At 69.5% G+C, this 25,567-nt stretch carries 25 protein-coding genes; 13 read left to right on the top strand and 12 right to left on the bottom strand.

Annotated features, from left to right (window positions below):
• Positions 1 to 129: 129 nt before the first annotated feature.
• A complete protein-coding gene (locus AADR41_RS04340; protein ID WP_342280026.1) occupies positions 130 to 726 on the bottom strand; it encodes a CGNR zinc finger domain-containing protein in 597 nt (198 codons plus the stop codon).
• Between the two features lie 38 nt (positions 727 to 764).
• Between AADR41_RS04340 and AADR41_RS04335 the strand changes: the two genes are divergently transcribed.
• From AADR41_RS04335 to AADR41_RS04325, 3 genes are all read left to right on the top strand, one after another.
• Positions 765 to 1,967, top strand: coding sequence for an MFS transporter (locus AADR41_RS04335; protein WP_342280025.1), 1,203 nt, complete (start codon positions 765 to 767; stop codon positions 1,965 to 1,967).
• 181 nt (positions 1,968 to 2,148) lie between these two features.
• Positions 2,149 to 2,730, top strand: a complete 582-nt coding sequence (locus tag AADR41_RS04330; RefSeq protein ID WP_342280024.1) for a sugar O-acetyltransferase — start codon at positions 2,149 to 2,151, stop codon at positions 2,728 to 2,730.
• A gap of 13 nt (positions 2,731 to 2,743) precedes the next feature.
• The gene (locus tag AADR41_RS04325) at positions 2,744 to 3,334 is read left to right on the top strand and encodes a TetR/AcrR family transcriptional regulator (RefSeq protein ID WP_342280023.1); all 591 of its coding nucleotides are present in this window, start codon (positions 2,744 to 2,746) and stop codon (positions 3,332 to 3,334) included.
• A gap of 209 nt (positions 3,335 to 3,543) precedes the next feature.
• Here AADR41_RS04325 and AADR41_RS04320 read toward each other — a convergent pair whose 3' ends face one another.
• The 3 genes from AADR41_RS04320 to AADR41_RS04310 all read right to left on the bottom strand — a co-directional run bounded on the left by AADR41_RS04320 (position 3,544) and on the right by AADR41_RS04310 (position 6,868).
• Positions 3,544 to 3,879: a lysine transporter LysE gene (locus tag AADR41_RS04320; protein ID WP_342280022.1), complete on the bottom strand. Its 336-nt coding sequence runs from the start codon at positions 3,877 to 3,879 to the stop codon at positions 3,544 to 3,546.
• 486 nt (positions 3,880 to 4,365) lie between these two features.
• A complete protein-coding gene (locus AADR41_RS04315) occupies positions 4,366 to 4,926 on the bottom strand; it encodes a hypothetical protein (protein WP_342280021.1) in 561 nt (186 codons plus the stop codon).
• A gap of 136 nt (positions 4,927 to 5,062) precedes the next feature.
• Positions 5,063 to 6,868 carry a flavin-containing monooxygenase gene (locus tag AADR41_RS04310; RefSeq protein WP_342280020.1) on the bottom strand — a complete coding sequence of 602 codons (1,806 nt, stop codon included), beginning with the start codon at positions 6,866 to 6,868 and terminating at the stop codon, positions 5,063 to 5,065.
• Between the two features lie 195 nt (positions 6,869 to 7,063).
• Between AADR41_RS04310 and AADR41_RS04305 the strand changes: the two genes are divergently transcribed.
• Entirely contained in the window at positions 7,064 to 8,083 is a 1,020-nt protein-coding gene (locus AADR41_RS04305) for an SMP-30/gluconolactonase/LRE family protein (protein ID WP_342280019.1), read from the top strand.
• A 14-nt stretch (positions 8,084 to 8,097) separates the two neighbouring features.
• Here the strand turns inward: AADR41_RS04305 and AADR41_RS04300 are convergent, their stop codons facing one another.
• Together AADR41_RS04300 and AADR41_RS04295 are read right to left on the bottom strand one after the other, a co-directional pair.
• Entirely contained in the window at positions 8,098 to 8,685 is a 588-nt protein-coding gene (locus AADR41_RS04300) for a TetR/AcrR family transcriptional regulator (RefSeq protein ID WP_446750978.1), read from the bottom strand.
• A 230-nt stretch (positions 8,686 to 8,915) separates the two neighbouring features.
• Positions 8,916 to 9,353, bottom strand: a complete 438-nt coding sequence (locus tag AADR41_RS04295) for a hypothetical protein (protein ID WP_342280017.1) — start codon at positions 9,351 to 9,353, stop codon at positions 8,916 to 8,918.
• 348 nt (positions 9,354 to 9,701) lie between these two features.
• Here AADR41_RS04295 and AADR41_RS04290 point away from each other — a divergent pair, with 348 nt between their 5' ends.
• Positions 9,702 to 10,304, top strand: a complete 603-nt coding sequence (locus AADR41_RS04290; protein WP_342280016.1) for a hypothetical protein — start codon at positions 9,702 to 9,704, stop codon at positions 10,302 to 10,304.
• Between the two features lie 355 nt (positions 10,305 to 10,659).
• On the opposite strand, the gene AADR41_RS04285 is transcribed toward AADR41_RS04290, so the two are convergent.
• Both AADR41_RS04285 and AADR41_RS04280 read right to left on the bottom strand, forming a co-directional pair.
• Positions 10,660 to 11,058: a hypothetical protein gene (locus tag AADR41_RS04285; protein ID WP_342280015.1), complete on the bottom strand. Its 399-nt coding sequence runs from the start codon at positions 11,056 to 11,058 to the stop codon at positions 10,660 to 10,662.
• A gap of 133 nt (positions 11,059 to 11,191) precedes the next feature.
• Positions 11,192 to 11,695, bottom strand: coding sequence for a DUF4232 domain-containing protein (locus AADR41_RS04280; RefSeq protein WP_342280014.1), 504 nt, complete (start codon positions 11,693 to 11,695; stop codon positions 11,192 to 11,194).
• A 628-nt stretch (positions 11,696 to 12,323) separates the two neighbouring features.
• Between AADR41_RS04280 and AADR41_RS04275 the strand changes: the two genes are divergently transcribed.
• From AADR41_RS04275 to AADR41_RS04255, 5 genes are all read left to right on the top strand, one after another.
• Complete coding sequence (locus tag AADR41_RS04275; RefSeq protein WP_342280013.1) at positions 12,324 to 13,079, top strand: (5-formylfuran-3-yl)methyl phosphate synthase; 756 nt, start codon at positions 12,324 to 12,326, stop codon at positions 13,077 to 13,079.
• Between the two features lie 8 nt (positions 13,080 to 13,087).
• Complete coding sequence (locus AADR41_RS04270; RefSeq protein ID WP_342280012.1) at positions 13,088 to 14,494, top strand: aldehyde dehydrogenase family protein; 1,407 nt, start codon at positions 13,088 to 13,090, stop codon at positions 14,492 to 14,494.
• 2 nt (positions 14,495 to 14,496) lie between these two features.
• Positions 14,497 to 15,600 carry an NAD(P)-dependent alcohol dehydrogenase gene (locus AADR41_RS04265; protein WP_342280093.1) on the top strand — a complete coding sequence of 368 codons (1,104 nt, stop codon included), beginning with the start codon at positions 14,497 to 14,499 and terminating at the stop codon, positions 15,598 to 15,600.
• Positions 15,601 to 15,769: 169 nt separating this feature from the next.
• Positions 15,770 to 16,678 (top strand): class I SAM-dependent methyltransferase, encoded by a 909-nt coding sequence (locus tag AADR41_RS04260; RefSeq protein WP_342280011.1) that lies wholly within the window; start codon positions 15,770 to 15,772, stop codon positions 16,676 to 16,678.
• Positions 16,679 to 17,087: 409 nt separating this feature from the next.
• On the top strand, positions 17,088 to 17,480 hold the full coding sequence (locus AADR41_RS04255; RefSeq protein ID WP_342280010.1) for a VOC family protein: 393 nt from the start codon (positions 17,088 to 17,090) through the stop codon (positions 17,478 to 17,480).
• A gap of 230 nt (positions 17,481 to 17,710) precedes the next feature.
• Here the strand turns inward: AADR41_RS04255 and AADR41_RS04250 are convergent, their stop codons facing one another.
• The 3 genes from AADR41_RS04250 to AADR41_RS04240 all read right to left on the bottom strand — a co-directional run bounded on the left by AADR41_RS04250 (position 17,711) and on the right by AADR41_RS04240 (position 19,966).
• Positions 17,711 to 18,475 carry a GNAT family N-acetyltransferase gene (locus tag AADR41_RS04250; RefSeq protein WP_342280092.1) on the bottom strand — a complete coding sequence of 255 codons (765 nt, stop codon included), beginning with the start codon at positions 18,473 to 18,475 and terminating at the stop codon, positions 17,711 to 17,713.
• Between the two features lie 261 nt (positions 18,476 to 18,736).
• A complete protein-coding gene (locus AADR41_RS04245) occupies positions 18,737 to 19,261 on the bottom strand; it encodes a hypothetical protein (protein ID WP_342280009.1) in 525 nt (174 codons plus the stop codon).
• 105 nt (positions 19,262 to 19,366) lie between these two features.
• Complete coding sequence (locus AADR41_RS04240; RefSeq protein WP_342280091.1) at positions 19,367 to 19,966, bottom strand: TetR/AcrR family transcriptional regulator; 600 nt, start codon at positions 19,964 to 19,966, stop codon at positions 19,367 to 19,369.
• A 55-nt stretch (positions 19,967 to 20,021) separates the two neighbouring features.
• On the opposite strand from AADR41_RS04240, the gene AADR41_RS04235 reads away from it, so the two are divergent.
• Positions 20,022 to 20,486 (top strand): SRPBCC family protein, encoded by a 465-nt coding sequence (locus AADR41_RS04235; protein WP_342280008.1) that lies wholly within the window; start codon positions 20,022 to 20,024, stop codon positions 20,484 to 20,486.
• A gap of 134 nt (positions 20,487 to 20,620) precedes the next feature.
• Here AADR41_RS04235 and AADR41_RS04230 read toward each other — a convergent pair whose 3' ends face one another.
• Positions 20,621 to 21,760, bottom strand: a complete 1,140-nt coding sequence (locus AADR41_RS04230; RefSeq protein WP_342280007.1) for a hypothetical protein — start codon at positions 21,758 to 21,760, stop codon at positions 20,621 to 20,623.
• A 405-nt stretch (positions 21,761 to 22,165) separates the two neighbouring features.
• Between AADR41_RS04230 and AADR41_RS04225 the strand changes: the two genes are divergently transcribed.
• A complete protein-coding gene (locus tag AADR41_RS04225) occupies positions 22,166 to 23,227 on the top strand; it encodes a MoxR family ATPase (RefSeq protein ID WP_342280006.1) in 1,062 nt (353 codons plus the stop codon).
• The gene (locus AADR41_RS04220) at positions 23,224 to 25,023 is read left to right on the top strand and encodes a vWA domain-containing protein (RefSeq protein ID WP_342280005.1); all 1,800 of its coding nucleotides are present in this window, start codon (positions 23,224 to 23,226) and stop codon (positions 25,021 to 25,023) included. The genes AADR41_RS04225 and AADR41_RS04220 overlap by 4 nt, the downstream gene beginning before the upstream one ends.
• Positions 25,024 to 25,567 lie beyond the last annotated feature (544 nt).

Here is a 25,567-nt window from a genome sequence, read left to right as displayed (position 1 = left end):
AGTGCCCTCCCGCGCGGAAGCCTGGACTGATCAACTGCAGATCTGGACGAACAACCTGAGAAGTACGGATCCGGCGGGACGGGACAGCCGCAACGCCCCGCGTGGATCACGGCCACGCGGGACACGTTTCTACTTCGTTCCGCCCGACTGCTCGACGGAACGGGAGCGTCGGTGGGCGGAGACCCGCTCGCGGGTTGCGCATCGGCGGGAGCAGTAGCGGCGTTCCGGGCCGCTGCCCTGCGAGATGAAGGCGTTCCGGCAACTGGGGGACGAACAGATCCTGCCGGGTGGACGTTGGTGTTCCCAGACGAGCACCGTCAGGGCCATGCAGGACGAGGCCAGCAACCACTCGTCCCAGGGGGCGTCGTCATCGTGGTCGAGATGAGGGTGCCAGGGGGAGTTGCCGTCATGGGAAGTCAGGCGGAGCGGTCCGGTCTGCTCTGCCAGAAGACGATTGAGGTGGCCGGCCGCACTGTCGGCGGTCCGGGCGGCGAAGACCTCCCGCAGCAGGGTGGCCGCCGCGCGCATCCCGTCGACGTCGTGAGCGGTGAGCTCGATGTCGTCCGCTTCACCGTGTGCGCGGAGCACATCGGCGATTTCGCCAGGGTCGGGGCGGTCGGTATCGAGGGCATTGACCAGAGCGGCGGTACGTCGAGCCACGGCCAATACGGAGTGCCTGGTGGACCAGTCGTCTATGTTGGGGGACACCTGCGCAATGTAACGCATATTGCTGAGTTTTGAGTTACCTCCGTAACGTCCTGCCCATGAAAACGCGTTGCTCACTCCCCGTCTACCTCGTCGGAGCAGTGGCGGCTCGTGCCGGGGACGAGGCATCAGGACCGGCGTTGATGCTGGCCGGCTTCGCGCTGACCGGATCGACCTCGGACGCGTCGTCGCTGCTCGCGGGCATCACGATCTCCGCCGCCGCAGGAGGGCCACTGCTCGGGACGCTCCTCGACAGGGTGAGCCGGCCGGGTCGCCTGCTGGCCGGAGCGCTCGTCGTGTACGCGGTGGGCCTGGTGACGATCCTCGCGGGGATCGGGCGCCTCCCGTTTGCCGTCACCGTCCTGATCGCAGTTCTCACGGGGATCCCGGCGCCGGCCCTGTCGGGTGGATGGACGGCCCAACTACCCCGGGTCGTACCGGATGCCGGCCTGCCCCGGGCGAACACGCTCGACGCCATGACGTACGGCGCGGCGAGCCTGGCCGGCCCGGCCCTTGCGGGTGGAACGGCGGAGTTGCTGGGGGCACCGACCGCTGTGGTGGTCTCCGCGGCGCTCGTCGGCCTGGCGCTGCCCACTGCGCTGATGCTCCCGGCCCGCCCCGTTCGGGAGCACGTTCTTCGGGAGGCGTCGGTGATCAGCGATCTCATTGCCGGATTCCGGGTCATTGTCGGGCGACCGCCACTGGCCCGAGCGACTCTCACCTCGGTCGTCTCCAGCGTTGCGCAAGGCATGCTGACCGCCTGCACGGTGTTCCTCGGCGAGCAGGTGATGGGCGGCGCCGGCCGTGGCGCGATGCTGCATTCCTGTGCGGCGGTCTCCGCGCTCGTGGCCAACGCCGTACTCGCGAGGTTTCCGCACTCGCTCGCCCCGGACTCCATCATCTGGACCGGCGCCCTGGTCCAGGCTGCCGCGCTGGTCCTGGCCGCCTCGGAGCAACCGCTGCTGCTGGTCGTGGCCGTACTGGTGCTCGGGATCGGCGAAGGACCTCAGCTGGCCGCGTTGTTCGCAGTCCGCCACCGGGAGGCCGCGGAACATCTGCGCGGCCAGATCTTCACCACCGGCGCCAGCTTGAAGATCACCGGATTCGCGCTGGGAGTCGCGGCGGCTGGACCGGTCGCCACCTGGTCCTTGCGTGGCGCTCTGGCACTCGCGGCGAGTGTCGCGGCCCTCGGGGCGCTGGCCTTCTTCGCAATCCCGTCGAGCGCCGACAGCTCGTCCGAGGACCGTGCGATGCCGCGTTGATCACCGCCGAGCACTGTGGGAACCGGCTCCGGCCGAGTCGTGTGTGCCCTCGGCGGAGGGGCCGGCCTTCGCACCGACTGGCCAGTGCTCCGCCATGCCGCAGGGGGCAGGGCGCCCCCTGCCCCGCAGCGCCGGAAGGTGGAGCGTACGTTCATACTCTCCAGAGTGTACGATCGTACGCATGTCGATGGACTACTTTGCACAGGACCCGCGCACCAACCTCGAACGCATGGCGGCGGGCGATCTCTACATCGCCGACGACCCCGAAATCGCCGTCCGCCAGCAGCGAGCCGTGCGTCTGGCCGCCCGATTTCAGGCCGCCTACATCGAAGACGCGGACGCTGCCCGGTCCCTTCTTGTCGAACTCCTCGGCTCGGTGGGGGACGAAGTTCACGTGCGACCGCCCCTGTACGTGGACTACGGGAGCAACATCACGATCGGGGCGCGCACCTTCGTCAACTACAACTTGACCGCCCTCGATGTCGCGGCCGTCACCATCGGCGAGGACTGCCAGATCGGCCCCAACGTCCAGCTGCTCACCCCGACGCATCCCCTGGAGCCGCAGCCCCGCCGAGACAAGCTGGAAGCCGCCAAGCCGATCGTCATCGGCGACAACGTATGGATCGGCGGAGGTGCGATCGTGCTCCCCGGCGTGACCATCGGGGACAACTCCGTCATCGGTGCCGGCGCCGTCGTCACCAAGGACATCCCCGCGGACGTCGTAGCCGTCGGCAACCCCGCCCGCCCCGTCCGCACCCTCTGAGGCCGCGACGACCATGGCTACCGGACACATCGACCCACAGCGCCGCGAACGCATTCTCACGGCCACGCTCGACCTCGTCGCGGAGGAAGGCACCGCCGGAGTATCCCACCGGAAGATCGCTGCGCGCGCGGACGTCCCGCTGGGCTCGATGACCTACCACTTCAGTGGGATCGACGAGGTGCTCCGTGAGGCGTTCCGCCACTTCGCCGGGCGTATCGTCGCGCTGTTCGACGAGTACCTCGCTGCCCCGGCCGACCGCGACCAGGTCCGAGAGGCGGTGGTCGACCTCATCCATACCCTGTCCGACGGAAGCCGGCGCGACCTCGTTCTCACCCAGGAGCTCTACACCCTCGCCGCCCGCCGGCCCTCCTATCGGGAACTCACCCATGAATGGATGACTCGCAGTCGCCGCCACCTGGAGAAACACTTCGACCCGGACACGGCTCGCCAACTCGACGCCCTCATCGAGGGGCTGACCCTACACCGCGCCCTGGCCACGGAGCCCCACGACCGCCTGCTGACCCTCGACGCCGTCACGCGTATCACCGGGCCCTCCGGTGCAGCCGCTCGGACCCGTCCGGCCGATCGTGCCGCTGGTCAGTAGTCCGTCGCAGAAGCGTGCATCGACTGCTACTCCGCCTGGCCCGGCACCGCATCAGCGTCCTGTTCGCCATACTCCGCGACGGAACCTTCTATGAGTCACGCGTCCCGGAATCAGCCATCGCCTGACCGGCGCCGGTCCTGCGATGGTTGAGCGTTCGCGTAGCCGCTGAGCGTTGCACCGGCCGGCCGAGCGCATGGAGCCAAACGGCCTCACAGACAGTCGCATCCTGTGGCGTAGAGCAACAGGAAGAGGGCCGTCATGGCGGTCACAGTGAAGCCGACAGCGGTCGGGGCGGCGAGGCCCCGACGGCCGCCCTTCGTGGGAGTACGGAAGGTCTGCCAGGCACCGTGGGCGAGGACGAAGCCGAGCAGCCCGGCCCCCGCGATGGTCAGGCGTGGACTGAAGGACCAGCTCAGGTAGGCGATCAGAGCGAGGCAGCCGAGCAGGGCGCAGGCGAGCAGGCTGAGGATCACCTCGGCGACGGCTTCTCCCACTATGTCGGTCAGGAAGTCGCCGATGCCTTTCGCTGCCCTGCGGACCCCCACGGAGCTCCTCCACTCTCGTGCCCGATGACCCCGAGCGGGGTCTGGTGGGAAGGACCCCCGCCGAGCCGAAATGGTTGCCGAGGTGCTCAGGAGCTGCCAACTACGGGTGCACAGCCGAACCTTGACGAAGAACATAGAGGCACCTCGCCCCCCCGGCAGGGCACCGGCCTGTGCCCCGTCGGGGTGGTTGACCCGGACTCGCCAGGAACCGTTGTATTCCGCCGGCGCGATGACACCGCTTGTCCGCCCTGCGTGCATGGGTCACATCGCCGGCTGCCCGCCGGCGGATCGAGACGGATGCCGACTGACGCGTTCGTCACCGCGGCGCGGCCCGACGCCTCCCGACAGCTCAATCGTTCCGGTTCGGGACCGTCCGCAGGAGGTTCTGCCGGGTCATGTGGTCATGGCCGAAGCAGCCGAAGTCACCGCGCTGCCGGGCGCCCGGGAACTCCGCACCGGCACGGTGAGGCGGTGGCAGCGGGCCGGCTACCCGGGGAACGGGGAGACCACCTGTTCCCCGGCGAGCGCGTTGAGTCGTACGGCCGCTTCGTCGTCGAGGAAGAAGAGCGTCATGGCCTGGCCGTTGTGCCGGACATGGAAGCGCCGGTCCCCGTGTTCCAGCTCGTCGATGAGGTAGCCGACGACCATCAGGTCGGCCCAGTCGTCCCTGACTTCGACGGGCCAGTTGACCCGCCGGCCGTCGGCCGTGTACTCGATCCACGCTTCCTCCGTTTCGAGGTCGACGTGATCCCGCAGGCCGGACAACGCGTCCGGCCGGCCGGCGATCCGGCACAGCTGCCTGGCGATCGCCACATACGAACCCTGGCCGCGGACGCACTCGGTATCGAAGTGCCATGCCCGGTCGCAGAGCCACCGTTCCCACGGTTCGTCCTCGACCATGCAGCCCAGCGTGAACAGCACCAGGTCGAACGGCTTGCGCTCGTATGCCTCCCGCGGCCACGAGTACAGCAACTCGTCCACGGTCCGGCCGACCGCGAGCGGCAAGCCCAGTTCCGCCAGTGTGCTCAGCTGATCTTCAAGACGCATGCCCGGGATCGTACCCGCCACCTCGGACAATGCCCTCGGGCTCTGTACGGCAGGCTCCGCGCCCGGGGCGGCGAGGCCTCAGTACGGGCTTTCGCGAGCCTGCGAGAATTCCTCGGAACGGAACCGGGGCACCTCCTCACCGAGTGGCAGTCCTGGCCCGGAGGATTTCGCCCACGGAATTGTCGCGCCACTGCTTCAGGAGCCGGTGGAAGGCGACGGCGCCGTGCGGGTAGGCGTTCGGGCCGTTGGGCCGGCCGCGTCCTTCGCGGTTGTAGTAGCCGGGTGTGCACTCGGCGTGGAACCACTCGTGGTCGGGGGCGCCGTCGGCCAGGACGGCGAGCCAGGCGTCCTCGGCCTCCCGGGACGGTTCGATGAGGGCCTCCCCGGCTTCGGCGGCCGCGATGAGGGCGGCGGCATGGACGGCCTGTTCGTCAAGGATGTGGGTGAAGTTGACGCTGCTGGCGTTCTGGAGGGGGCCCATCTGGATCAGGTTCGGGAAGCCGTTGCTGGTGAGGCCGTGAAGCGTGCGCGGGCCCTGCTGTGCCCAGGTGTGCAGCAGTTGGATGCCGCCCCGGCCGTGGACGGGGAGCTTGCCGGAGTGAATGCCGGAGGTCCCGACGTTGAATCCGGTGGCGAAGATCAGGCAGTCCAGTTCGTACGCCATGCCGCCGACCACGACGCCGTGTTCGGTGATGCGCTCGATGCCGTGGGTGTCCGCGGTGTCGACCAGGGTGACGTTGTCGCGGTTGAAAGCCGGGTAGTACAGGTCGGAGAAGGTGGGCCGCTTACAGGCGTAGCGGTACCAGGGCTGGAGCTTCCTGGCCGTCTCGGGGTCGGTGACGGTCTGCTCGATCCGGGCACGCAGCTCGTTCATCTTGGCGGCGTCGGCCACCTCGTAGGCGGCTTCGAAGGTCTTCCGGTCGCCCTGGCGCCGGAAGCTCGGCAGCAGCTTTTCCAGCAGGCCCGCCGAGGCGGTCCACTGGTCAGCCACGAGATCCCGGTCCTCCGGTTCGCCGGAGACGATGCGGAGATAGTTCTCGCGTCGTTCGTGGGCCCAGCCCTCGCGGTCTGCGCCGACGTCGCTTGCGGTGGTGCGGCGGTTGGCCCGCACGTCCACGGTGGAGGGGGTGCGCTGGAAGACATGGAGGTGTGCGGCGTCCTCGGCCAGCAGCGGAATGACCTGGATGCCGGTGGCCCCGGTGCCGACGATGCCCACCCGCTTGTCCGCGAGGCCGGTCATGCCGCCCTCCGGGGTGCCGCCGGTGTAGGCGTAGTCCCATCGAGAAGTGTGGAAGGTGTGGCCCTTGAAGTCCTCGATGCCGGGTATCCCGGGGAGCTTCGGGTCGGTGAGGGTGCCTGTGGCGGTGACGACGTACGTGGCCCGGAAGGCGTCGCCGCGGTCCGTGGTCACGATCCATGTCTCGGAAGCCTCGTCCCAGGTCAGAGCAGTGACCGCGGTGGAGAACAGTGCGTCCGGGTAGAGGTTGAACTTGTGCGCGATCCGCACCGCGTGGCGGCGGATCTCATCACCGGGGGAGTACTTCCACTCCGGTACGTATCCCGTCTCGTCGAGCATCGGCAGATACACGTGCGCCTCGATGTCGCAGTGGACGCCCGGGTACCGGTTCCAGTACCAAGTGCCACCGACGTCACCGCCCTTGTCGACGATCCGGACGCGCTCCACTCCCTGCTGCCGAAGTCGCGCCCCGGCGAGGATGCCGCCGAAACCGCCGCCGATCACTGCGACATCGACGGTGTCGTGGAGAGGGTCGCGCTCGGCCGGCCCCTCCGTGTACGGGTCGGCGGCGTAGTAGCCGAACTCGGCGTCGGCGTCGCGGTATTGGGCGGCTCCGTCGGGGCGGACGCGCCGCTCGCGTTCGAGGCGGTAGCGGTGCCTCAGTGCGGCGAGTTCGTCGGCCGCCGACGCGTGAGGGGTCGTCATGCGGGGCCTCGATCCTGATCGGTGGGGCCACCACGAGCGGGCAGCCGTCCGCTACCGTAGCAACTACCGGACAGTGGTGTCCGGTTGGAGTTCGGAGGCAGAGCGAAACCCGGCCAGGTTCTGTTCACGCCTCCGGCGCGCTACATATCCCCTGGCCTTCGGACCCCACGCAACGGACAGGAAAGGTGTTCCCCCATGCAGCGAATTCCGGCCCGATCTTTTGCCGCGCTCGCCACGATCTGCACCCTGGTGCTCACCGGATGCGGTACGGAGAGCGGCGATCCCGAGGCAGCGGCGGTGTCCGTCTCCACGGGCAGGACCATCCGCGCGCAGAAGTTCATGCAGTTGACCCAGGTGCACAGCGAGACCGGGATGACCTTGCTGGAAGGTCCGACGTTCGGCACGGACGGCGGACTGTTCGTCGTGGACGTCACAGCGCCGGAGGGCAAGCCCAAGGTCATGCGCATCGACATCAGGAAGAAGACGTCCCGGGCGGTCCACACCGACGGCCGTGGTGCTTACACCTCGGCGCAGTTCAGCCCGTACGACGGACGGCTCTACCTCAGCGACTTCGCCCACGGCGAGGTCGTGAGCCTGGCCCCCGGTGGTGGCGACAAGCGGACGTTCTTCTCCGGCGAGGTCGACGGGGCGCAGATGAATCCCGACGACATCGCCTTCGATCAGGAGGGCAACCTGTACGTCAGCGATTCACGCGGCCTGTCCGAGGGCGAGGCCCACGGACGGGTGGTGCGGATCAGCCGCGACGGCGCGAAGGCCACCGTTCTGGCCAAGGAACTGGCCGCGCCGAACGGGGTCTCGTTCGACGCGGACCACCGCGGGCTGTGGTTCAGCGAACTCACCGAGAACCGGATCTCCTACCTGCGCCTCGACGCGAAGGGCGAAGTGACCTCCCGGCACACGGCCATCCGCGTCGACGGCGGGATCGCCCAGACCGACTCGATCGCCGTGGACGCGGACGGGAACCTCTACCAGGGACTGCACGGGCGGGCCGCGATGGCCGTGTACGACCGGTACGGAGAGCGACTGGCGACAGTCGAGATTCCCGCACGGACCGAAGGGCTGGAGTCGGCGACGAACGTGGCCATCACGCCCGGCGGGACCAAGGCGTACATGACGGTGAGTGGTCCCGCCGGAGGATACCTGTACAGCTTCGACGCGCTCGCGAAAGGCATCCGGCAGTCCAACGGCGGCTGACACCCGACCTCCACTCATTCTCCGAAGGCCCGCACCGGTCCCACCTCGACACCGAGCAGCCGCCAGGCAGCCAGCGCCCGGCATTGCCGCTCCTCGCGAGTGGGGCCGATGACGGCGGCGGAGACCATGGCGACCGCGAGCACGAGATCGCTCGCGCCACTCAGCCGATGACCGTCGGGCAGATGACTTCGCAGGGCACGCTCGACGCGCTCGGACAGGGCCAGGGCATGCGCGCGGATGCCGGAACGACTGCCCGCCCGGTCGGCATGCAGAAGACCGATGAAAGCCGCCGACTCCGCGAGATGCCAGGTCAGCACACCGAGAACTTCGGCGAACGTCGCCCCCTCGGCGTCGGCCGCCTGCTCGACCTGGCGCACGTTCTCCTCCAGAACCGCAGCCACCGCGGCAGTCCGGTCCGGGAAGTGCCGGTAGAGAACGCCCTGGCCGACCCCGGCCCTGCGCGCGATCGCGGACAGGGGCGCCTCCAGACCGTGCTCAGCAAAGATCTCCCGGGCAGCGGCGACCAGAGCGGCGCGGTTACGGGCGGCGGCCTTCGGCCCGTCGTTCGCGGGTCGCCGCCCCTCCTGCTCGGTGTGCTCCATCACCCCGGCAGCGTACCGGCCGGGCGGCCGCGGCCTTTCCTCCTGCCCGCACCGGTGACGGGAGTGCGGCAGCCGGGGTGGCTGTGCCGTTGCTGCGCCCGCCGCTCGGCACCGCCCTTGTCGCAGCCGGCACCCCCACCCCCATCGAAGAACAGCCGACGGGCGACCCCATCCGCAGTGTGGAAAGCCCCTGCGAGGAATCCGGAGGCCCGACAGGGTGCAGTCAGTCGTCACGGAAGGTCGGTGCGGCCCCACCAGGTGGGCCGCACCGGCACTCCGTCCGCGTCGCGTTCCACCGGCGGCGTCGAGGGCGGAGACGGAGGCTGCACCGTCTCCGCCGGAGCCGGTTCGGCCTCGGGTGGGGCGACCTCCGTCGGTGGTGGCGGGGCGGGTGCGGCACTGTCGTCCAGCAGTTCCGCCACCGTGAACCGAGTGCTGAACGACTGCCAGGCGCCGTCGATCACCAGAAGGAAGCCGTTGCTTTCCCGGAAGAGCCGACGCCGCTTCGGACTCCTGGGATGCTCGGGCGAATGCATCCGGGCACGCCGCTCCAGCTCCACCAGAGCCTCTTCGCGCGTGCCCTCCACATGCGTCAGCACATACGCCTCCGTGTGCTTGCGCTCCCCGACGCCCACGGTCGTCTCGATTACCAGTCCCCAGGCTGTCACGCTTCCGCCCCTCCCGTTCGAATCAAGGGAGAGCTTAAAACGTGCTGCACAGGACGCTGGGGGCAGGCTTTGCTCCCGTACGGGTGGGGTGTTGTGGAGCGGGAGACAAGGGGAATGAAGAGCGAACGCGTCGGTGCCGCGGTCGAGGACGCCGGTCCGACGGTGACCGACCGGACGTCGCTGGCGTGCAATGTGGAACGTATCGGCCTCGTCTGTCGGACGGTGCGTCATTGGATCATGGTCCGGCACATCCCGGCTCGGGCCACGGCCGCCGTGGACCGTTGCGCCTGATCGAGGACCGGCTCGGTCCACCGGACCGGCAGGGGCGGGTCCTGCAACACTGACAGGATGATCTACGTGGTTGAGGGGCCCAGCGCCGCAGGCAAGAGCCGCTATGTCAGCTCACTGCGGATTCCGAAGGTGGTGTGCGAACTTGACGGGCGTCGTCAACCGGATGACGCGGCGTCTCTTGAGGAGACGAGTCGCTTCTGGGTGCGTCGGAACGAAGACAGGTGGGCAGAAGCCGTCCACGACGAGGACGTGCAACGTATCGCGGTCTGCGATACCGATCCGCTCAAGCTGCACTACGCGTGGACCCTCGCGCGGGCAGGTCTGGATGCCGGGGCGGACGCGTTCACCTGCCAACTGACGCTCGTCCGGAACTCCCTGAAGCGTAGGACACTGGGCATCGCCGACCTGGTCGCCTGTGTCGTCCCGTCCGAGTCGGTCCTGCGCGCGCACCGGGCCGGTGACGCCACCCGCACACGCCGGAACTTCGAGAAACACGTCCTGCTGGCCGCTCCCCTGAGGGAGTGGTACGAAGCCCTGAACGGCGTGGATCCAGGACGCGTCGTGTGGAAGTGGCCCGAGGAACCGTTGTCGGGCGAGCGGCGCGAACGCTATGACCTGGGCCTGTTCGACGCCTGGATGGACCGGCTTCCCACTGTCTGACGAAGACGCCCACGTCCAGTGCCAGACCGCCGAGCTCCTCGACCGGGATCTCCACTCCTTCCACGCTGCCTGCGACCGAAGTACCACTGCGCCGGCCGGCTGTATGGGATTCCTCGACGATGCCGTAGCTCCTGACCGGGCTGCCGGAGTGATCGGTACGGTCCTGGCCGGGAAGACTGTCGTGGTGGGGGAACAAGGCGCTCGCCGGCCTCGGTATCGCGCTGCGCGCCTTCGGGACCGCCTGGCCGTTGCCGAGTGGCTACGGGCGCCGACGCGAGCTGCGCCGGTTCGTCCCGGACCGGCCGGGAGGCCGGGAGCCGGTGAAGGTCATGTCGAACGGATCAAGATCTTCGGATCAGACTGCGGGGCGCCGCAGTACGTCGGTGGGATTCCCACCGCTTCTCCAGAAGGCCTCAATTCCATGCTCGTCGATGAACTCCTGCTCCACCTCGTGGATGGGGTACATCCCTTGGATGTTGATCACGTCGTGCGCCTCGTGTCCCGGAACGCCGACGTCGATGCCCAGGCAGTCCTCTGTGCCGAGGACCATGGGCGCGAAGACACAGAACGCTGTCATCTCCGACTCGGGCACGATTCGTTCGCCGAAGTCAATGGTGCTTCCATAGCTGAAGGGGCACGTGCCGCGCAGCTGTTCGGCGAGGAAACCCATCGCGTGTGCCCAGACGGGGCCGACCGAATTCACGCTGAGACAGGGTTCGGGCGAGCCGGACTGCCAATCCGGATGTTCTGCCAACCTGCCGCTCCGGGCTGTTGAACGTGCCTGATCGAGAGATCCGACCGTGGCCCTGCCCACCGGAACTGGCATCGGCGCCGAACCGGCGCCGGTAGCGGTACCAGCACCGCTACCGCTACCGGCATGCAGTTGGTCAGGCACCCTGCCGCAGCGGGCCGATGAGGGTTCCGGTGGCAACCTTCAGCGTGCCCTCGGCAAAGGACGTGCCGGGGATCTCCCCATCTGGAGCCTGGAGTGTGAAGGACGCCTCGTCCGCGGAGACCTGGCGGGCGTCGTTGGGAACCTGGATGTCGAAGTGCACCGGGCGGCCGGGGCCGAAGGTCACCGCGGTGTGCTGGTCGCCGTATCGGCCGGCGGTGAGCCGGGTCTGCGAGCCGTGGTAGGAGAACCGTACGTCGGTCGGCGAACCGGCCAGTTCGCAGGGGTCGTACCCGCGCGGCGCGGTCAGGGTGACGCGGTAGTGGTGGTGCCCAGCGCTGGCGGGGGCATCGGTGATCTTCGCGGTGTGGTTGGCCGGACGGCATGCGGAGGGGGCAGCACCGGTTTCCGTTGCCGGGGAAGCCTGCGCAACTGTGGGGGCCGCGGCGGCCAGCAGCACGGCGGTGAGAGTGATGGCGGTCCTGCGGTTTACGCGCATGGGTACTCCTTGCCTTGCTCGATGGCCCTGCGGCTGTTCTCCGCCGGAGCCATGGTCGGTCTGATCTGTGCCCCCTCCCACTCGCCGGAATGTCCCAGGATCGTCACGATCGTGACGGCAGCCACTGCACAGCGGTTCCGGGCAGGCGACGGCCTGGGACGCCCGCGTCCGGCCGGCCGCCTCCTCCCGAGCCTCGGAGGCAGGAGGCAGGCGGCCACGGGACCACAAAGCTGTCGTCCGCCCTGATGTCCGCCTCGGTGCCCGGCGCCGGAAGGCCGGTTGCCTGTTCTGCTGCGGTGTGTCGCACGTCGACGATGTCGGCGGCGCATCTCTGCCCGTGGGAGAACCCGGCGGCGCCTGTCGTCGACCGGGGCCGGGCCGACCGGAGCATCGAGCTGTCCGTGAACGGCCGGGACGTCAGCGGCTCGGACATGTGCTGGTCCGATGCATGTGCCGGCTCGAACCGGCGTGCACGGCGCACTGGGAACGCGGCGGCAACACCGCTCCGACTCCGCGCGCCCTACCGGTGGTCACGGCCCCTGGCAATGATGAGCCGACCGCAAGGAATCCAGGCGACACCGCACACCTGCCCCTCGGCCAGGTGCACATGCGGTGGAAGGAGTCCACATTGTTGCTTCTCATCTCCCCGGACAGCGTCGAGGAAGCCCTCGACTGCGCGAAGGCGGCGGACCACCTCGACATCGTCGATGTCAAGAAGCCCGACGAGGGATCGCTCGGCGCGAACTTTCCGTGGGTCATCAAGGAGATCCGTGACGCGGTGCCGGCGGAGAAGCCGGTGTCCGCCACCGTGGGAGACGTCCCGTACAAGCCCGGCACGGTGGCCCAGGCGGCGCTCGGCGCGGCTGTCTCCGGAGCCACGTACATCAAGGTCGGCCTCTACGGATGCACGACGCCCGAACAGGCCATCGACGTCATGCGGGGCGTCGTCCGGGCGGTGAAGGACTACCGGTCGGACGCGTTCGTCGTCGCCTCGGGCTATGCCGACGCCCACCGGATCGGTTGCGTCAACCCGCTCGCACTGCCCGACATCGCTCTCCGCTCCGGCTCCGACGCGGCCATGCTCGACACCGCGGTCAAGGACGGCACCCGGCTGTTCGACCACGTTCCACCGGAGGCCTGTGCGGAGTTCGTCCGGCGGGCCCACGAGGCCGGGCTGCTCGCCGCGCTAGCGGGCAGTGTGAAGGTGGGAGACCTCGGCACGCTGACCCGCGTCGGCACGGACATCGTGGGAGTGCGCGGAGCGGTCTGCGAGGGGGGCGACCGCACCACCGGAAGGATTCAGCCACAGTTGGTGGCCGCCTTCCGGGCGGAGATGGACCGGCACGCCCGGGAACACGCGGCCGCTGCCGCCGCCGCGAATTGACCGCGGCAATGTCGACGGACCAACCCCGTCAGGCGTCGCCCGGCAGCGGCGGCGAGCGCTTCGCCGTCCTCGATCCGGCAACGGGCGAGGCATTCGAGGAGGCTCCCGACCTGCGACCGGACGAGTTGGACGTCGTGGTCGGCCGGGCCCAAGAGGCCTGGCGCGACTGGCGGACCGACCGCAGCGCCCGTGCCACCGCCCTGCTCGCGGCAGCCGACGCCACGGAGGCTGCCGGGGCGGGGCTCGCTGCCCTGCTCACCCGTGAACAGGGCAAACCCCTGTCCGAGTCGTACGCGGAGATCGCCCGCACAGCCGCCCGACTGCGCTACTTCGCCGAACTCGACCCCAGGCCCAGACCCATCACCGACGGCCGCCCGGTACGCAGCGAGATCCGCTGGCGACCGCTCGGGCCCGTCGCAGCGATCGTCCCGTGGAACTTTCCACTCCAACTGGCGTCGGCGAAGCTGGCACCCGCGCTCGCCGCCGGCAACACGGTGGTGCTCAAGCCCTCGCCCTTCACACCACTCGCCACACGGCTGCTGGGATCCGTTGTCTCCGCCGCCCTCCCCGAGGGCGTGCTCACGATCGTCACCGGTCATGAACCCCTCGGGGCCCGCCTGGCCTCCCACCCCGGGATCCGTCACGTGACCTTCACCGGTTCGATTCCCACCGGACGGGCCGTCGCGGCAGGCGCGGCGGCGTCGCTCGGTCGCGTCACCCTGGAGCTGGGTGGCAACGACGCCGCCATCCTCCTGGAGGACGTCGACGTGGAGCGGATCGCGGACCGGCTGTTCTGGGCGGCGTTCCGCAATTGCGGGCAGGTATGCATGGCGGTCAAGCGCGTCTACGCTCCGGCCCGGCTCTACTCCGACGTCGTCGAGGCCCTCGCACAGCGCGCGAGGACGACCGTCGTCGGATCCGGCCTCGACCCGGACACGCAGCTGGGTCCGGTCAACAACATCCCCCAACTGGCGCGGGTCGAGCGCTACACAGCACAGGCCCTGGCGGACGGCGCCCGAGCCGCGGCCGGTGGCCACCGGCTGGACCGACCGGGCTACTTCCACGCCCCGACGATCCTGGCCGATGTTCCTCCCGACAGTCCGGTGGTGACGGACGAGCAGTTCGGTCCGGTTCTGCCGGTGCTGCCGTACCGGAGCCTCGACGAAGCCGTCGGGGCTGCCAACGACACCGGCTTCGGACTGGGCGGCTCGGTGTGGGGGACCGATCTCGACCGGGCCGAAGCGGTGGCCGACCGGCTGGAGTGCGGCACGGCGTGGATCAACCATCACGCCGAACTGTCCCTCGCCCAGCCCTTCACCGGCATCAAGGACAGCGGTGTCGGCGTCGCGGGCGGGCCCTGGGGGCTCTACGGGAACCTCAGGCCGTTCGTCGTGCACCGCCCGGAGGTGGCATGACGATGAGGTTCGGCGCGGCCGTACTGCGCTCGTACGACAGCCGATTCGCCGTCGAGGAGGTGATCCTGAACACCGGACCGGCCGATGGTGAGATCCTGGTCAGGATCGCGGGCTGCGGGATGTGCCGCACCGATCTCGCGGTCCGGCATTCGGACGGCCGCTCACCGTTGCCGGCGATTCTCGGCCATGAGGGGTCCGGGGTCGTGGTGGAGACTGGCGGCCCGCACACCGGCCTGCGCAACGGCGACCATGTCGTGCTGAGCTTCGACTCCTGCGGACACTGCCAGAACTGCATGAGCGCAGCTCCCGCCTACTGCGATTCCTTCGCCCCGCTCAACCTCTTCGGCGGGCGCGAGGAGAAGGCCGCGCGGCTCAGCGACGCGGCCGGGGGCGAACTGGCCCCCCGGTGGTTCGGCCAGTCCTCGTTCGCGCAGTACGCGGTGGTCGCGGCCCGCAACGCCGTCCGGGTCGACCCCTCGCTGCCCGTCGAACTGCTCGGGCCACTCGGCTGCGGATTCCTCACCGGCGCCGGAGCGGTCTTCAACTCCTTCGGCACCGGACCCGGCGACACCATCGCAGTCTTCGGCGCAGGAGCGGTGGGCCTGGCCGCGGTGATGGCGGCCGCCGCCTCCGGAGCGACGATCGTGGCTGTCGACCGACACCCCGAACGGCTGGCTCTCGCCGAACGGTTCGGCGCGATTCCGCTGCACGCCGCGTCGGCCGACCTGCCCGGCCGAATCCGGCGACTGACCGACGGCGGAGCGCAGTACGCACTCGACACCACGGCCTCCGTCCAACTGATCAACGACGCGCTACGGTCCCTGCGCCCGACCGGTCATCTCGGTCTGGTGGCACGGCTCCATACCGTGCTGCAGCTCGAACCGGGGGCATTGGACCGGGGCAGGAGGATCTCTCACATCTGTGAGGGGGACGCGGTGCCGGGACTGATGATTCCGCGGCTGACCGGGCTGTGGCAGGCCGGGCGTTTCCCCTTCGACGAGCTCATTCGTACGTACCCACTCGCCGACATCAACGAAGCCGAACGCGACTGCGACGCGGGCCGTGTGGTCAAACCCGTCCTGCTTCCGGAGGGGCAGGGCCGCTGATCGCGGCACTCGACGGCCGCTGCCCGACCGCCGGCCGCAGGACCGCGCGCGGTCGGGCGCTCCCCGAGGCACAGGGTGCCCGGAGCGGTGGCGTCGCGCGTCCACCGTTGATCCGTCCTCATCCGCCTTTCCCGTTGTTCATGGTCCCAGACTGTCCGAAGGAGAACCCGTGGTCGGCACAACGTCTCGAAACACCGGCGTGGAGGGCGTGGAAGGAGGTGTCGGCCTGACCGCTCTGCTGGTCGCCGCGGCGCGGGCGATCGAGACCCACCGCCACGACACACTGGCACGGGACATCTACGCGGAGCACTTCGTGCTCGCCGCACCGGCGTCCGCCGACTGGCCGGTCCGGATACAACAGGTTCCGGACGGCGACACCAACCCGCTGTGGGGCCGGTTCGCGCGCTACTTCGGACTGCGGACGAGGGTCCTCGACGACTTTCTCCTCCGATCTGTACACACGAGTGACGCCCGGCAGGTGGTCCTGCTCGGGGCGGGGCTGGATTCACGGGCGTTCCGACTCGACTGGCCTCCCGGCTGCGTGGTCTTCGAGATCGACAGGGAAGGCGTGCTGGCGTTCAAGCACGCGGTGCTCGACAGGATGTCGGCCACTCCGAAGGCCGCGCGCATGCCCATCCCGATCGATCTGCGCGCCGACTGGGCCGGAGCGCTGGCGGACGCCGGGTTCGATACGGACGCACCGAGCGTCTGGCTGGCCGAGGGGCTGTTGTTCTACCTGCCCGCCGCCGCCGAGACGGACCTCATCGACACGGTGGACCGGTTGAGTACGGGAGGAAGCGCGCTGGCGTACGAGGTCAAGCTCGACAAGGACCTGCTGGAGTACCGCGACAGCCCGCTCTACACCGCGACGGCACACCAGATCGGCATCGACCTGCTCAACCTGTTCGACAGAGAGCCGCGGCCGGACTCCGTCGGTCACCTGGCGGGCAGGGGCTGGGACACATCGGTTCGGACCCCCTTCGACTTCACCCGCCGGCACGGACGCGGACCGTTGCCCGAGCCGAACGACGCGTTGGCGGGCAACCGGTGGGTGTTCGCGAGCAAGCACCGCCCGTAACGCTGCCGCCGGGCGCCCCGGCCGCCGGTCGTGCTCCTCCGGCCGGGCGGCTGATCCGAAGCAGCGAACCAGCCACAAGGAGTGTTTCCTGGAGATGTGGAGACACCGCTCCAGGAACATCCTCCTGGCCGAGGCCGCCCCGGCGCCGCACGAAAACGCTTCACCACCACAATCCCCTCAGCACTGATCCTGACGGTCCGTGAGCACCTCCGAGATCCTCGCCCCGCACGACAGGTGGACAGCACGGGACACACCGTCGGACGCGGCCCATCGACCGTGCCTCAGCTGCCGACAGAACACGGCGGCCGACCACGTGGAGCAGGGGTGCCCGGCGAAGCCGACCGGATCGATGGGCAGAAGATGTTGTGACCGGCCCGGTCGAGAGAACCTGGCTATTAGGTTGGTACTCATGTTCGTTCTGTATCCGCGTGTACTCGCCGGGGACTATCCTGCCGTCTTTGCCTTCTACGCGGCCGTGCTGCCCGAGCTGACGGGATATGCGCTCGCGCACGGTGACGAGGCGTCCGGGTACGCCAGTTGGGACGCGCCCGAGGGAGCGACCGCGTTCGCCGTGATCCAGCGGGACGCGTTCGTCGGAGAGGTTCCGTCGGCTCCTGATGAGGGTGGTGCGACCTTCGTGATGCCTGTCGCGGACGCTGCGGCGCTGGACGCGGCGGTCGCGCTGTGCCGACAGCACGGTGCGGTCCTGGTGGCACCGGCCCGGGATCTGCCGGGTTGGGGTCTGCGGGCGGCGCACCTGCGTGACCCTGACGGGAACCTTCTGGAGATCCAGACGTACTGAGTGCCGTTCGGCGGCCCGCCGTCAACCATTGTTCCCCTGGGGGCCGGCCCGTCCCGTGTACACGGAACACGACCGCCCCTCGTGGGCCCTGCTTCTGATGTCGGGGCATCCTGCCGGCCACCGACGACACACCAGCCACGGAGTTCCGGCCCGGCCTGTTGGGTGCCCGGGGCGCCAGGTTCTCCTGGTGCCCCGGGCGCAAGGAACCGGGCTGTGGAGCTTGGGTCGGTTCAGGGGCTGACGGCGTGTTCGGTGAACTGGCCACAGGGGCGGAACCCCAGGCGACGGTAGACGGGCTCGCCGTCGGCTGACGCCTGCAGGACCGCGATGCGCTGGTCCCGGTCTCGGGCGGTGCGGAGTGCCGCGAGTGTGATGGCGCCGCCGTAGCCGCGTCGACGGTGGGCGGCCAGGGTGGCAATGTTGTAGATGCCGGCGACTCCCGCGTGGTGAAACACTTCGGCGGAGCAGACTGGGCGGTTCCCCACGTAGCCGACCAGATACCGGGCCGGGCACTGCGCTGCCAGGGCCTGAGGGGCGGCCTGGGCGAAGAAGCGGCGGACGGTGTCTGCGGGCGGGTCCCAGTTCGCGGCAAGAATTGTGGCGTAGTCGGCGAGCTGCTCGGGCGTGGCCACCTGCTGGATCTCCAGACCCTGGGCGGCAGGCGGTGGCAGGGTGTCGTCCAGTTCGGCCCACATCGCCGTCTCGCGTTCGGACACCGGCAGACCGGCCGCCGTCAGTCGGGTGGTGAGGTCCAGCGGTGTCGAGGCGGGCCCAACCCACCAGGAGAAACGACGGCCGGTGCGGGTCAGCGCCCGAGCGGTCCCGGCGATACGTGCGGGGGCGGTGGCGGCGGTGAAGCGGGCCGCAGCAACGATGTTGAACGTGTCGTCGTCCAGGCCGCTGTCGGCGACCAGGAGGTCACCCGCATCCGTGACGCTCGCACCGCTCATACCCCGGTGCAGGTGACAGGCATGTTCCGCCAGGTTCCGTTCCATCCTGTCCATCAACTCGGCTTCATCGAGGAAGTGATCATTCATGGTGATTGATCCCAGCATGACCGAGTGAAAGCCGCATCCGATTTTGGGCTGTCTGTTGGCGGTGTCGCGCCGGCGACCAGTGCTTTCGATGCACAACCCTGGTGGGGGACGACGAACTCTCCAGCATCGACCTGAAGACCGCGGCCCGCTTCTGTCCCGCCTCGCCGTGGGCTGACGCCTGTCGCTCGGGACGGTGCGTGCGTGCTGCGGCGGGACGTCTCAGTTCCTGATGAGAGGCTCGTAGGAGTGGCCCTCCGGTGTGATGACGAGGACGAAGTTCTCTCCCATTCGAACCGCTACCTCCCGCAAGCGGGCCAGGACGTCTGCCTGGTCCGACAAGTCCAGGCCCAGGGCTGCCGCGGCACGGTCCCTTTGGGCCACGAGATCTGGCATGTCCTCCAAGTACTCGGCCGCGAGTTCGTGACTCTCCTCGTCCGTGAACGCTCGGCAGTCACGCCACCAAGGGGCGACCAGCAGCAGCCGCAGGAGTTCGGGCAGGCCGATCGCAACCAGAGCCGCATTTCCTTCGGAGTCGGCATAGAGGATGGGGCGGTCCTCCCCACCTTCACCGCAGAAGAAGTACGTGCCCCCGGCGCCGTCGCCGGCGAAACCCTCAAGCGCGGCTCCCGAGGCCAGGTGCACTTCTTCGACATGGTCGCCTCGGTCCAGGTCGAAGTCACCCGGCCACGCGAGGAAACTGGCAGCCTCGGCCTGTTCGCGTACGGCAGCGATCAACGATTCCATGGGCTGCACCATACGGCTCACTGGGGCGAGAAGAATCACGGGGAACCGGGCGCTGTCGCTCGCGGTGTGCGCCGCACCCCTCGTTCGGTCCGACCGGTGACGGCGTCACTCCGAGCCGTAGTACAGCCGGAAGAACTCCTCCATCGCCGCGTCGACGCCGACGCGGTCACCGGTGGCGAGCAGATCGAGCAGCAGACCGCGGACGGTGGCGAGCCCCAGCCTGGCGCGGTTCCGGGCAACGGCAGGGTCCTTGCCCGCGGCGACCTCGGCGGCCATGAGCGGCTCCAGCCAGCCGTCCACGAACCCGTCCAGGACCAGGGCGGCCTCGGGGCGGCCCCGCAGCGCGTGTCCGCAGATTTCGAAGAACAGCCGCTCCTGACCCGCCAGCCGAGGATCCGTCAGCTGTCGCCATAGGAGCCTCGCCGTGTCGGAGGGCGAAAGACCGGGTTCCAGGCGGAGCCGGCCCAACAGATCTCGCTGGCGCTGCTCCGACGTCCGGACGATCTCGACGAGCAGCGCTTCCTTCGAACCGAAGTAGTGGATCAGCATGCGGTGGCTGACACCGATCGCGGCACCCAGCCCGCGCAGGCTCAGGTCTGCGAAGCCGTGTGCCGCGACGTGGTCGACAGCCGCGTTCACCAGTTGAGAGCGCCGGTCCTCGTCGGTGCCGGGCGCCGACCTGTCCTCGGTGTGCGAGCCGTCCATTTCCACCACGTCATGAGTGTACCAATTGGTACATGCCCTGTGTACCGTGTGGTACATGAGGTCAGTCTCCGTATCGATCGACGTACCGCAGACGCCCGAGCAGGTCTACGACTTCCTCGATGTCATGGCTCACCACGAGCGATTCACCAACCACTACCTGACCGGATGGAGCTACAGCGGCCCCGACCGTGGCATCGGATCGTGCGCCTCGGTCACGGCCACGCTGGGTGGCAAGAAGACCGACGTCACCATCGAGGTCGTCAAGGCCGATCCGCCGCGGTGCATCGTCGAGCGGAACGTCAGTGCGGGCGGCCGACGGCTGGCTCACGGCACCTACACCGTCGAACCGCTGCGGACCGGCGGAAGCCACGTGGCGTTCACGTACACCTGGGTGCGCGCCCCGCTCTCCGAACGCCTATTGGCGCCCGTCGTCCGGGCCACGATGCGGCGTGCCAACCGTACGGTCATGCGACGACTGGCCACCGAGTTGGTTCGGCACCTGTCCGCTGCCGAATCCTGACGTCGGTACATGCCGGTCCGACCCTCCGCCCGACACAACACACGAGGCCCAGGGCCTTCCGCCCGTGGTCGGGACCGGGCTGCCCGAGCCGGTGCCTCCGGCACCTCCACGGCGGCGACCGCCCAGCTGCCGCCCTACCGTTCACGCCAGGTGTAGGGGGCGACGGCGGCAGCGTCGACGTCGGTGTCGGGCCAGCGGCGGCGCAGCAGGTCGGCCGTGGACCGGCACCAGGCCGTCAGGTGGGGGAGTACCCGGTGTGTCTCGGCGGTGCGGGCTCCGGATTCCAGCAGGGCCACCATCTGGATGCGGGAGCTGTTGCCCGGGCTGCGTGTGTCCAGCGTCTTGAGCCGGCCGGTGCGCGTCATCACCCACACCATGGAAGCCGCAGCCAGGCCGAATCCGAACCGGTGGTCGTCCTCGGCCTCGGGGACCGTCCGGGCGAGGGCTCGGCGGAACGCCTCGACCTGAGCCGGCCCCGATACTCCCAACCAGTCCGGACCGGGGACCGTGAAACCGGTCGCGGCAGTGAGGGCATGGCGGAAGCCCGCCCCTTCGAAGTCGATCAGCTTGCCGCCGCCCGGCCCGGTCAGGAAGTTGTGTGCCTCGGAGTCGCCGTTGGTCAGGGCCAGGAATGGGCCGGGCTCTGCCAGTTCGGCCACGGCCGCCTCCAGATCGCGCTCCGCAGCGGCGGGCAGCGGGACGCCGAATGCGGCGGCCTGGACGAGCCCGATACGCCAGAGGCCGGTGTGAGCGTGTTCCCAGTCGCCCAACCGGTCAGTGCCGGTGCCCAGCGCCGTGCGGCGGGCATTGAACAGCGCGCCACGGCCGGCGGATGCGGCGGCCAGCTCGCCCAGCGAGGACGCGAAGGCGGTCAGCTCGGCGTCCAGAGCCGGGGTGTGACCGTCCCGGTGCAGCAGTTCGGCCAGTTCACTGCGCGGGTGCAGGTCCTCCAGCACGAGCAGCCGGGAGTCCGGTGAAGCGGCGTGCAGGCCTGGTGCGAGATCGAGGCGGAGGTCGTCGGCGATGAGGGCGAGCGCGGCGTGCTCGCACCGCGCCAGCTCCTCGGCGGAGCGGAGGCCGTACCCCTCGGGGCGGAGACACTTCACAACGACCGTCCCGGGGAGTCCGGTCGCCTCCGCCAGGTGGGCGCGCAGCACCCAGGGATGGTGCAGCGGTTCGATGCGCTCGACGGTGGTCGGGACGCCGACGGAGGCCGTGAGCAGTGCCTCGATTTCGGCGGATGGGGGATCGGCGACATCCAGAGGTGGGGGCATCGGGAGATCCTCGCACGGCGGGACATCGCCGGAACCACTCGAACCGGAGACGGCACCGTACCTGTCGCACTCGACACGGCGGATGGGAAAGAGGCCGTCGCCCGCCGCGTCCCGCCGGCGTTCCCACGACAGGCTGCCTGTCGCAGGGACAGTCGTCCCGCCAGGGCCTGACGGGTCAGCTCCGGACCACAGATCGCGACGGTCTCTCCGACCCGGTCCAGGAGACAACGGACCGGTGGGCGCGGAGCAGGTCCACCAGGTGCTGCGCAGCCGAAAAGAAGCTGCGTCGCCCCCTCTGCTCGCGCACACTGGATCGCCCGGGCGCCTTCGCAGGTGGTGGCGCGCGGTCGTTCGTTCCGTCACACCTTCCGCCATTTGTGCCGTCCCGCCCCGAGGAGCCGAGCCTTGCAGGCTGCCGTGTCCGTCACCCCCGCCCGAATCCCCGAGCTGCTGCTCGGACTCGCCACGGTGCGGCCGGTGTTCATCTGGGGAGCACCCGGCATCGGCAAGTCGTCGCTGGTGCGCGCCTTCGCGGACTCGCTCGGACTCGAATGCGTCAGCCTGATCGGTACGCAGCTCGCCCCCGAGGACCTGATCGGCGTCCCGCAGATCCGCGACGGGCGGTCGGTGTTCTGCCCGCCCGAGTCCATCGCCCGCGACGAGCCGTACTGCCTCTTCCTCGACGAACTCAACGCGGCGACCCCAGACGTACAGAAGGCCTTCTACTCGCTGATCCTGGACCGCAGAATCGGCGGATACGAACTGCCCGCGGGCTCCCTGGTGATCGGCGCCGGAAACCGGGCCACCGACAACGCCCTGGCCAGACCCATGGCCTCGGCCCTGGTGAACCGACTCACTCACATCCACCTGGAGGCCTCGGCCACCGACTGGCTGACGTGGGCCGTCGGCAACGGCATCCACCCGTGGATCACCGACTACCTGACCGACCGGCCCGACCACCTGTGGTCCAAGCCGCCCCGCACCGAGGAGCCGTTCTCCACACCGCGTTCGTGGCACATGCTGTCCGACGCCCTGCACTCCTTCGGCGCTGCTCTCGACGAAGACACCTTGAAGATCGTCGCGCATGGCACGCTCACGCCCGCGCATGCCGTTTCCTTCTGCGGCTACGCCAAGATCGTCCGGAACGAGTACGGCATCGAGGCCATTATCAAGGGCGACGCCTCCTGGCCGCGCCGGCTGGAGGACCGGGACCTGCTCTATTATCTGGCCGACTCCTTCCGCGGGCGCCTGGTCAAGGAGTTGCCCGCCTCCAAGGAACACGTCGGCGCCGCGGGGCGGCGGACCGCGTACCGCGCCAAGTCCCTGCTCGTGCAACTTGCCGAGATCTCGGTGGAAGTCGCCCAGACGGTCATCGCGGACGACGCGGACGGTCAGCCCGTGCTGCCCGCCTGGTTCCTGGTGGAGGCGGCGCGCGACATGCCGCGCCTGGTCGAGGCACGGCGATGAGCCACCCCCGCGGCCGTCGTGCGGCGGCCAGACCGGACCACGCGGCCGAGTCGTTCGAGGCCGGACTCGTCCTGCTGCGGGCCAATCCGGCGCTGGCGGTCGTCGGCGCCACCTTCTGCCGGGACAAGGGCTGCACGCTGGCCCCCGACCATGGTTTCGCACGCGTCGACTCCGCCGGCACCGTCCACGCGCACCCCACCCGCCGCGCCGAACCTGCCGAATGGGCCTGGGCGCTGGCACACTGCGTCATCCACCTCGGCTTCGGGCACGTACCGGCCGCCCGGGGCGAGCGAACGCAGACCGACCCGTACGACCAAGCCGCGCGCTGCGCCGTGGTCAACCGCTTCCTGCTGACCTTCCCGGTGGGCCGCGCACCGGACGAGCTGCCCGTCTCCTACCCCGGCGGGGACGAGGAAGAGCTCGCTGCCCGCTGGCGGCGGGACGGGATCCCGCCCGACTACCGCCACTGCGGAACGGCGGACGGCTCGGGCGACCAACTCCTGCTGCCCTGGCGCGGTTTCGATGTCCCGCCCGACTGGCAACTGGCCTTCGCCCAAGCCCTGACCCGCACCATGTCACGGGCCATGGACGTGGCCGGCGGCCTGCGCGAGTCGATCGGCGGTGACGCGACCCGGCGTCCGCCGTGGGAGCACGCGCTCAACTGGTTCGTCTCCTCGTACCCGCTGCTCGGAGGCATCGCGGCCGGTATGACCCTGGTCGCCGACGCCGAACTCGCCCGCGCCCACAACATTTCCGTCGCCGCCGTCGACGCGTCGGCGGGCGAGATCTACCTGAACCCGCACCGCCGTTTCACCGACGAGGAGTGGCGCTTCGTACTCGCCCACGAGATGCTGCACGCCGCACTGCGGCACGCCGACCGCTGCGGCGCCCGCGACCCGTACCTCTTCAACATCGCCGCCGACTACGTCATCAACCAATGGCTGCGCGAGATGCAGATCGGCGACATGCCGGAAGGGCTGCTGTACGATCCGGAGCTCGCCGGCCTGTCCGCCGAGGAGATCTACGCCCGCATCGCGGGCGATCTGCGCCGGATCCGGCGACTGGCCACCTTGCGCGGCAAGGGCGCGGGGGACATCCTCGGCGAACCGCTCCGCCCGCCGGGGGACTACGTCGACCTCGACACGTTCTACCGGCGCGGCCTCACCCAGGGCTTCGACCTGCACCGACAGAGCGAGCGGTCCGTGCTGCCCGCCGGCCTGGTGGAGGAGATCCGTGCCCTGACCCAGCCGCCGCTGCCCTGGGACGCACAACTCGCCCGCTGGTTCGACGAGTTCGTGCCGAGTCCGGAGCCCATCCGCAGCTTCGCCCGCCCCGCCCGCCGCCAGGCGTCCACCCCGGACATCCCCCGGGCAGGCCGGTACTTCCCGCCCGAGGAAGTGCAGCGCTGCACCTTCGGCGTCGTCCTCGACACCTCCGCATCGATGAACCGAACCCTGCTCGGCAAGGGGCTCGGCGCCATCGCCTCGTACGCGGTGGCGCGCGACGTTCCGGCCGCCCGGGTCGTGTTCTGCGACGCGGCGCCCCACGACGCGGGCTACCTGCCGGTCACCGAGATCGCGCAGCGCCTGCGGGTCCGCGGCCGGGGCGGCACGCTGCTGCAGCCTGGCATCGATCTGCTGCACCGGGCGGACGACTTCCCACCGGGGGCCCCGATCCTGGTCATCACCGACGGCGAGTGCGACGTGCTGCGGATCAGGACGGAGCACGCCTACCTGCTGCCCCGCGGCGGACGGCTGCCTTTCACGGCCCGGGGGCCGCTGTTCCACGTGAGCTGAAGCGGGACGCGGCCGGACGCGGAAAACGCACCACAGCTCGCTTCCGGGCACGCACGTCGGCTTGCCGAGCGCAACGCGCACCGTTGCCCGGAGCGGCAACCCGAGGCCCAACCCGTACATGCCCCGGAGCGGGTGAGGGTGTCGACCACCTGAGTGTCGGCCGTGAACGAGTGCTTGGTGTCGCCGGCGCCCGACCCGCACCGGCTCCTGACCGACCAGTGCTTCCAACGGATGGAACTGCGAGCCGCCACCGAGAACGCCGCGTCCCAGGCAGTCGCCCGCAAGGCCGGCTTCCACCGCGAAGGCACCCTGCGAAACGCCGGCTTCGTGCACGGAACTCAAGTCGACCTGGTTCTCTTCTCTCTTGCCCGGCGACCTCCGGCCGTCGAACGATCCCGGGAAGCACCGCTGAGTTTCGTGAACACTCCGGTTGCCACGTGCACCGTTCTGCTGCCCGAACTCGCTGCCAAACGCTGCCCCTTGGAAGGGCTCCGGCACGCATTCCGTGACGGATTCACCCTACGTATTCGCGTTCTCCAGCCTT

The organism is Streptomyces sp. CLV115 (genome assembly GCF_038448545.1).
Lineage (GTDB): Bacteria > Actinomycetota > Actinomycetes > Streptomycetales > Streptomycetaceae > Streptomyces > Streptomyces sanglieri.
This window is presented reverse-complemented; position numbering and strand designations above follow the sequence as displayed.

Coding starts and splice junctions, on each gene's coding strand:
- AADR41_RS04340 (WP_342280026.1), bottom strand. CDS start 726: ATGCGTTACATTGCGCAGGTGTCCCCCAACATAGACGACTGGTCCACC.
- AADR41_RS04335 (WP_342280025.1), top strand. CDS start 765: ATGAAAACGCGTTGCTCACTCCCCGTCTACCTCGTCGGAGCAGTGGCG.
- AADR41_RS04330 (WP_342280024.1), top strand. CDS start 2,149: ATGTCGATGGACTACTTTGCACAGGACCCGCGCACCAACCTCGAACGC.
- AADR41_RS04325 (WP_342280023.1), top strand. CDS start 2,744: ATGGCTACCGGACACATCGACCCACAGCGCCGCGAACGCATTCTCACG.
- AADR41_RS04315 (WP_342280021.1), bottom strand. CDS start 4,926: ATGCGTCTTGAAGATCAGCTGAGCACACTGGCGGAACTGGGCTTGCCG.
- AADR41_RS04310 (WP_342280020.1), bottom strand. CDS start 6,868: ATGACGACCCCTCACGCGTCGGCGGCCGACGAACTCGCCGCACTGAGG.
- AADR41_RS04305 (WP_342280019.1), top strand. CDS start 7,064: ATGCAGCGAATTCCGGCCCGATCTTTTGCCGCGCTCGCCACGATCTGC.
- AADR41_RS04300 (WP_446750978.1), bottom strand. CDS start 8,685: ATGGAGCACACCGAGCAGGAGGGGCGGCGACCCGCGAACGACGGGCCG.
- AADR41_RS04290 (WP_342280016.1), top strand. CDS start 9,702: ATGATCTACGTGGTTGAGGGGCCCAGCGCCGCAGGCAAGAGCCGCTAT.
- AADR41_RS04280 (WP_342280014.1), bottom strand. CDS start 11,695: ATGCGCGTAAACCGCAGGACCGCCATCACTCTCACCGCCGTGCTGCTG.
- AADR41_RS04270 (WP_342280012.1), top strand. CDS start 13,088: ATGTCGACGGACCAACCCCGTCAGGCGTCGCCCGGCAGCGGCGGCGAG.
- AADR41_RS04265 (WP_342280093.1), top strand. CDS start 14,497: ATGAGGTTCGGCGCGGCCGTACTGCGCTCGTACGACAGCCGATTCGCC.
- AADR41_RS04255 (WP_342280010.1), top strand. CDS start 17,088: ATGTTCGTTCTGTATCCGCGTGTACTCGCCGGGGACTATCCTGCCGTC.
- AADR41_RS04250 (WP_342280092.1), bottom strand. CDS start 18,475: ATGGAACGGAACCTGGCGGAACATGCCTGTCACCTGCACCGGGGTATG.
- AADR41_RS04245 (WP_342280009.1), bottom strand. CDS start 19,261: ATGGAATCGTTGATCGCTGCCGTACGCGAACAGGCCGAGGCTGCCAGT.
- AADR41_RS04240 (WP_342280091.1), bottom strand. CDS start 19,966: ATGGACGGCTCGCACACCGAGGACAGGTCGGCGCCCGGCACCGACGAG.
- AADR41_RS04235 (WP_342280008.1), top strand. CDS start 20,022: ATGAGGTCAGTCTCCGTATCGATCGACGTACCGCAGACGCCCGAGCAG.
- AADR41_RS04230 (WP_342280007.1), bottom strand. CDS start 21,760: ATGCCCCCACCTCTGGATGTCGCCGATCCCCCATCCGCCGAAATCGAG.
- AADR41_RS04220 (WP_342280005.1), top strand. CDS start 23,224: ATGAGCCACCCCCGCGGCCGTCGTGCGGCGGCCAGACCGGACCACGCG.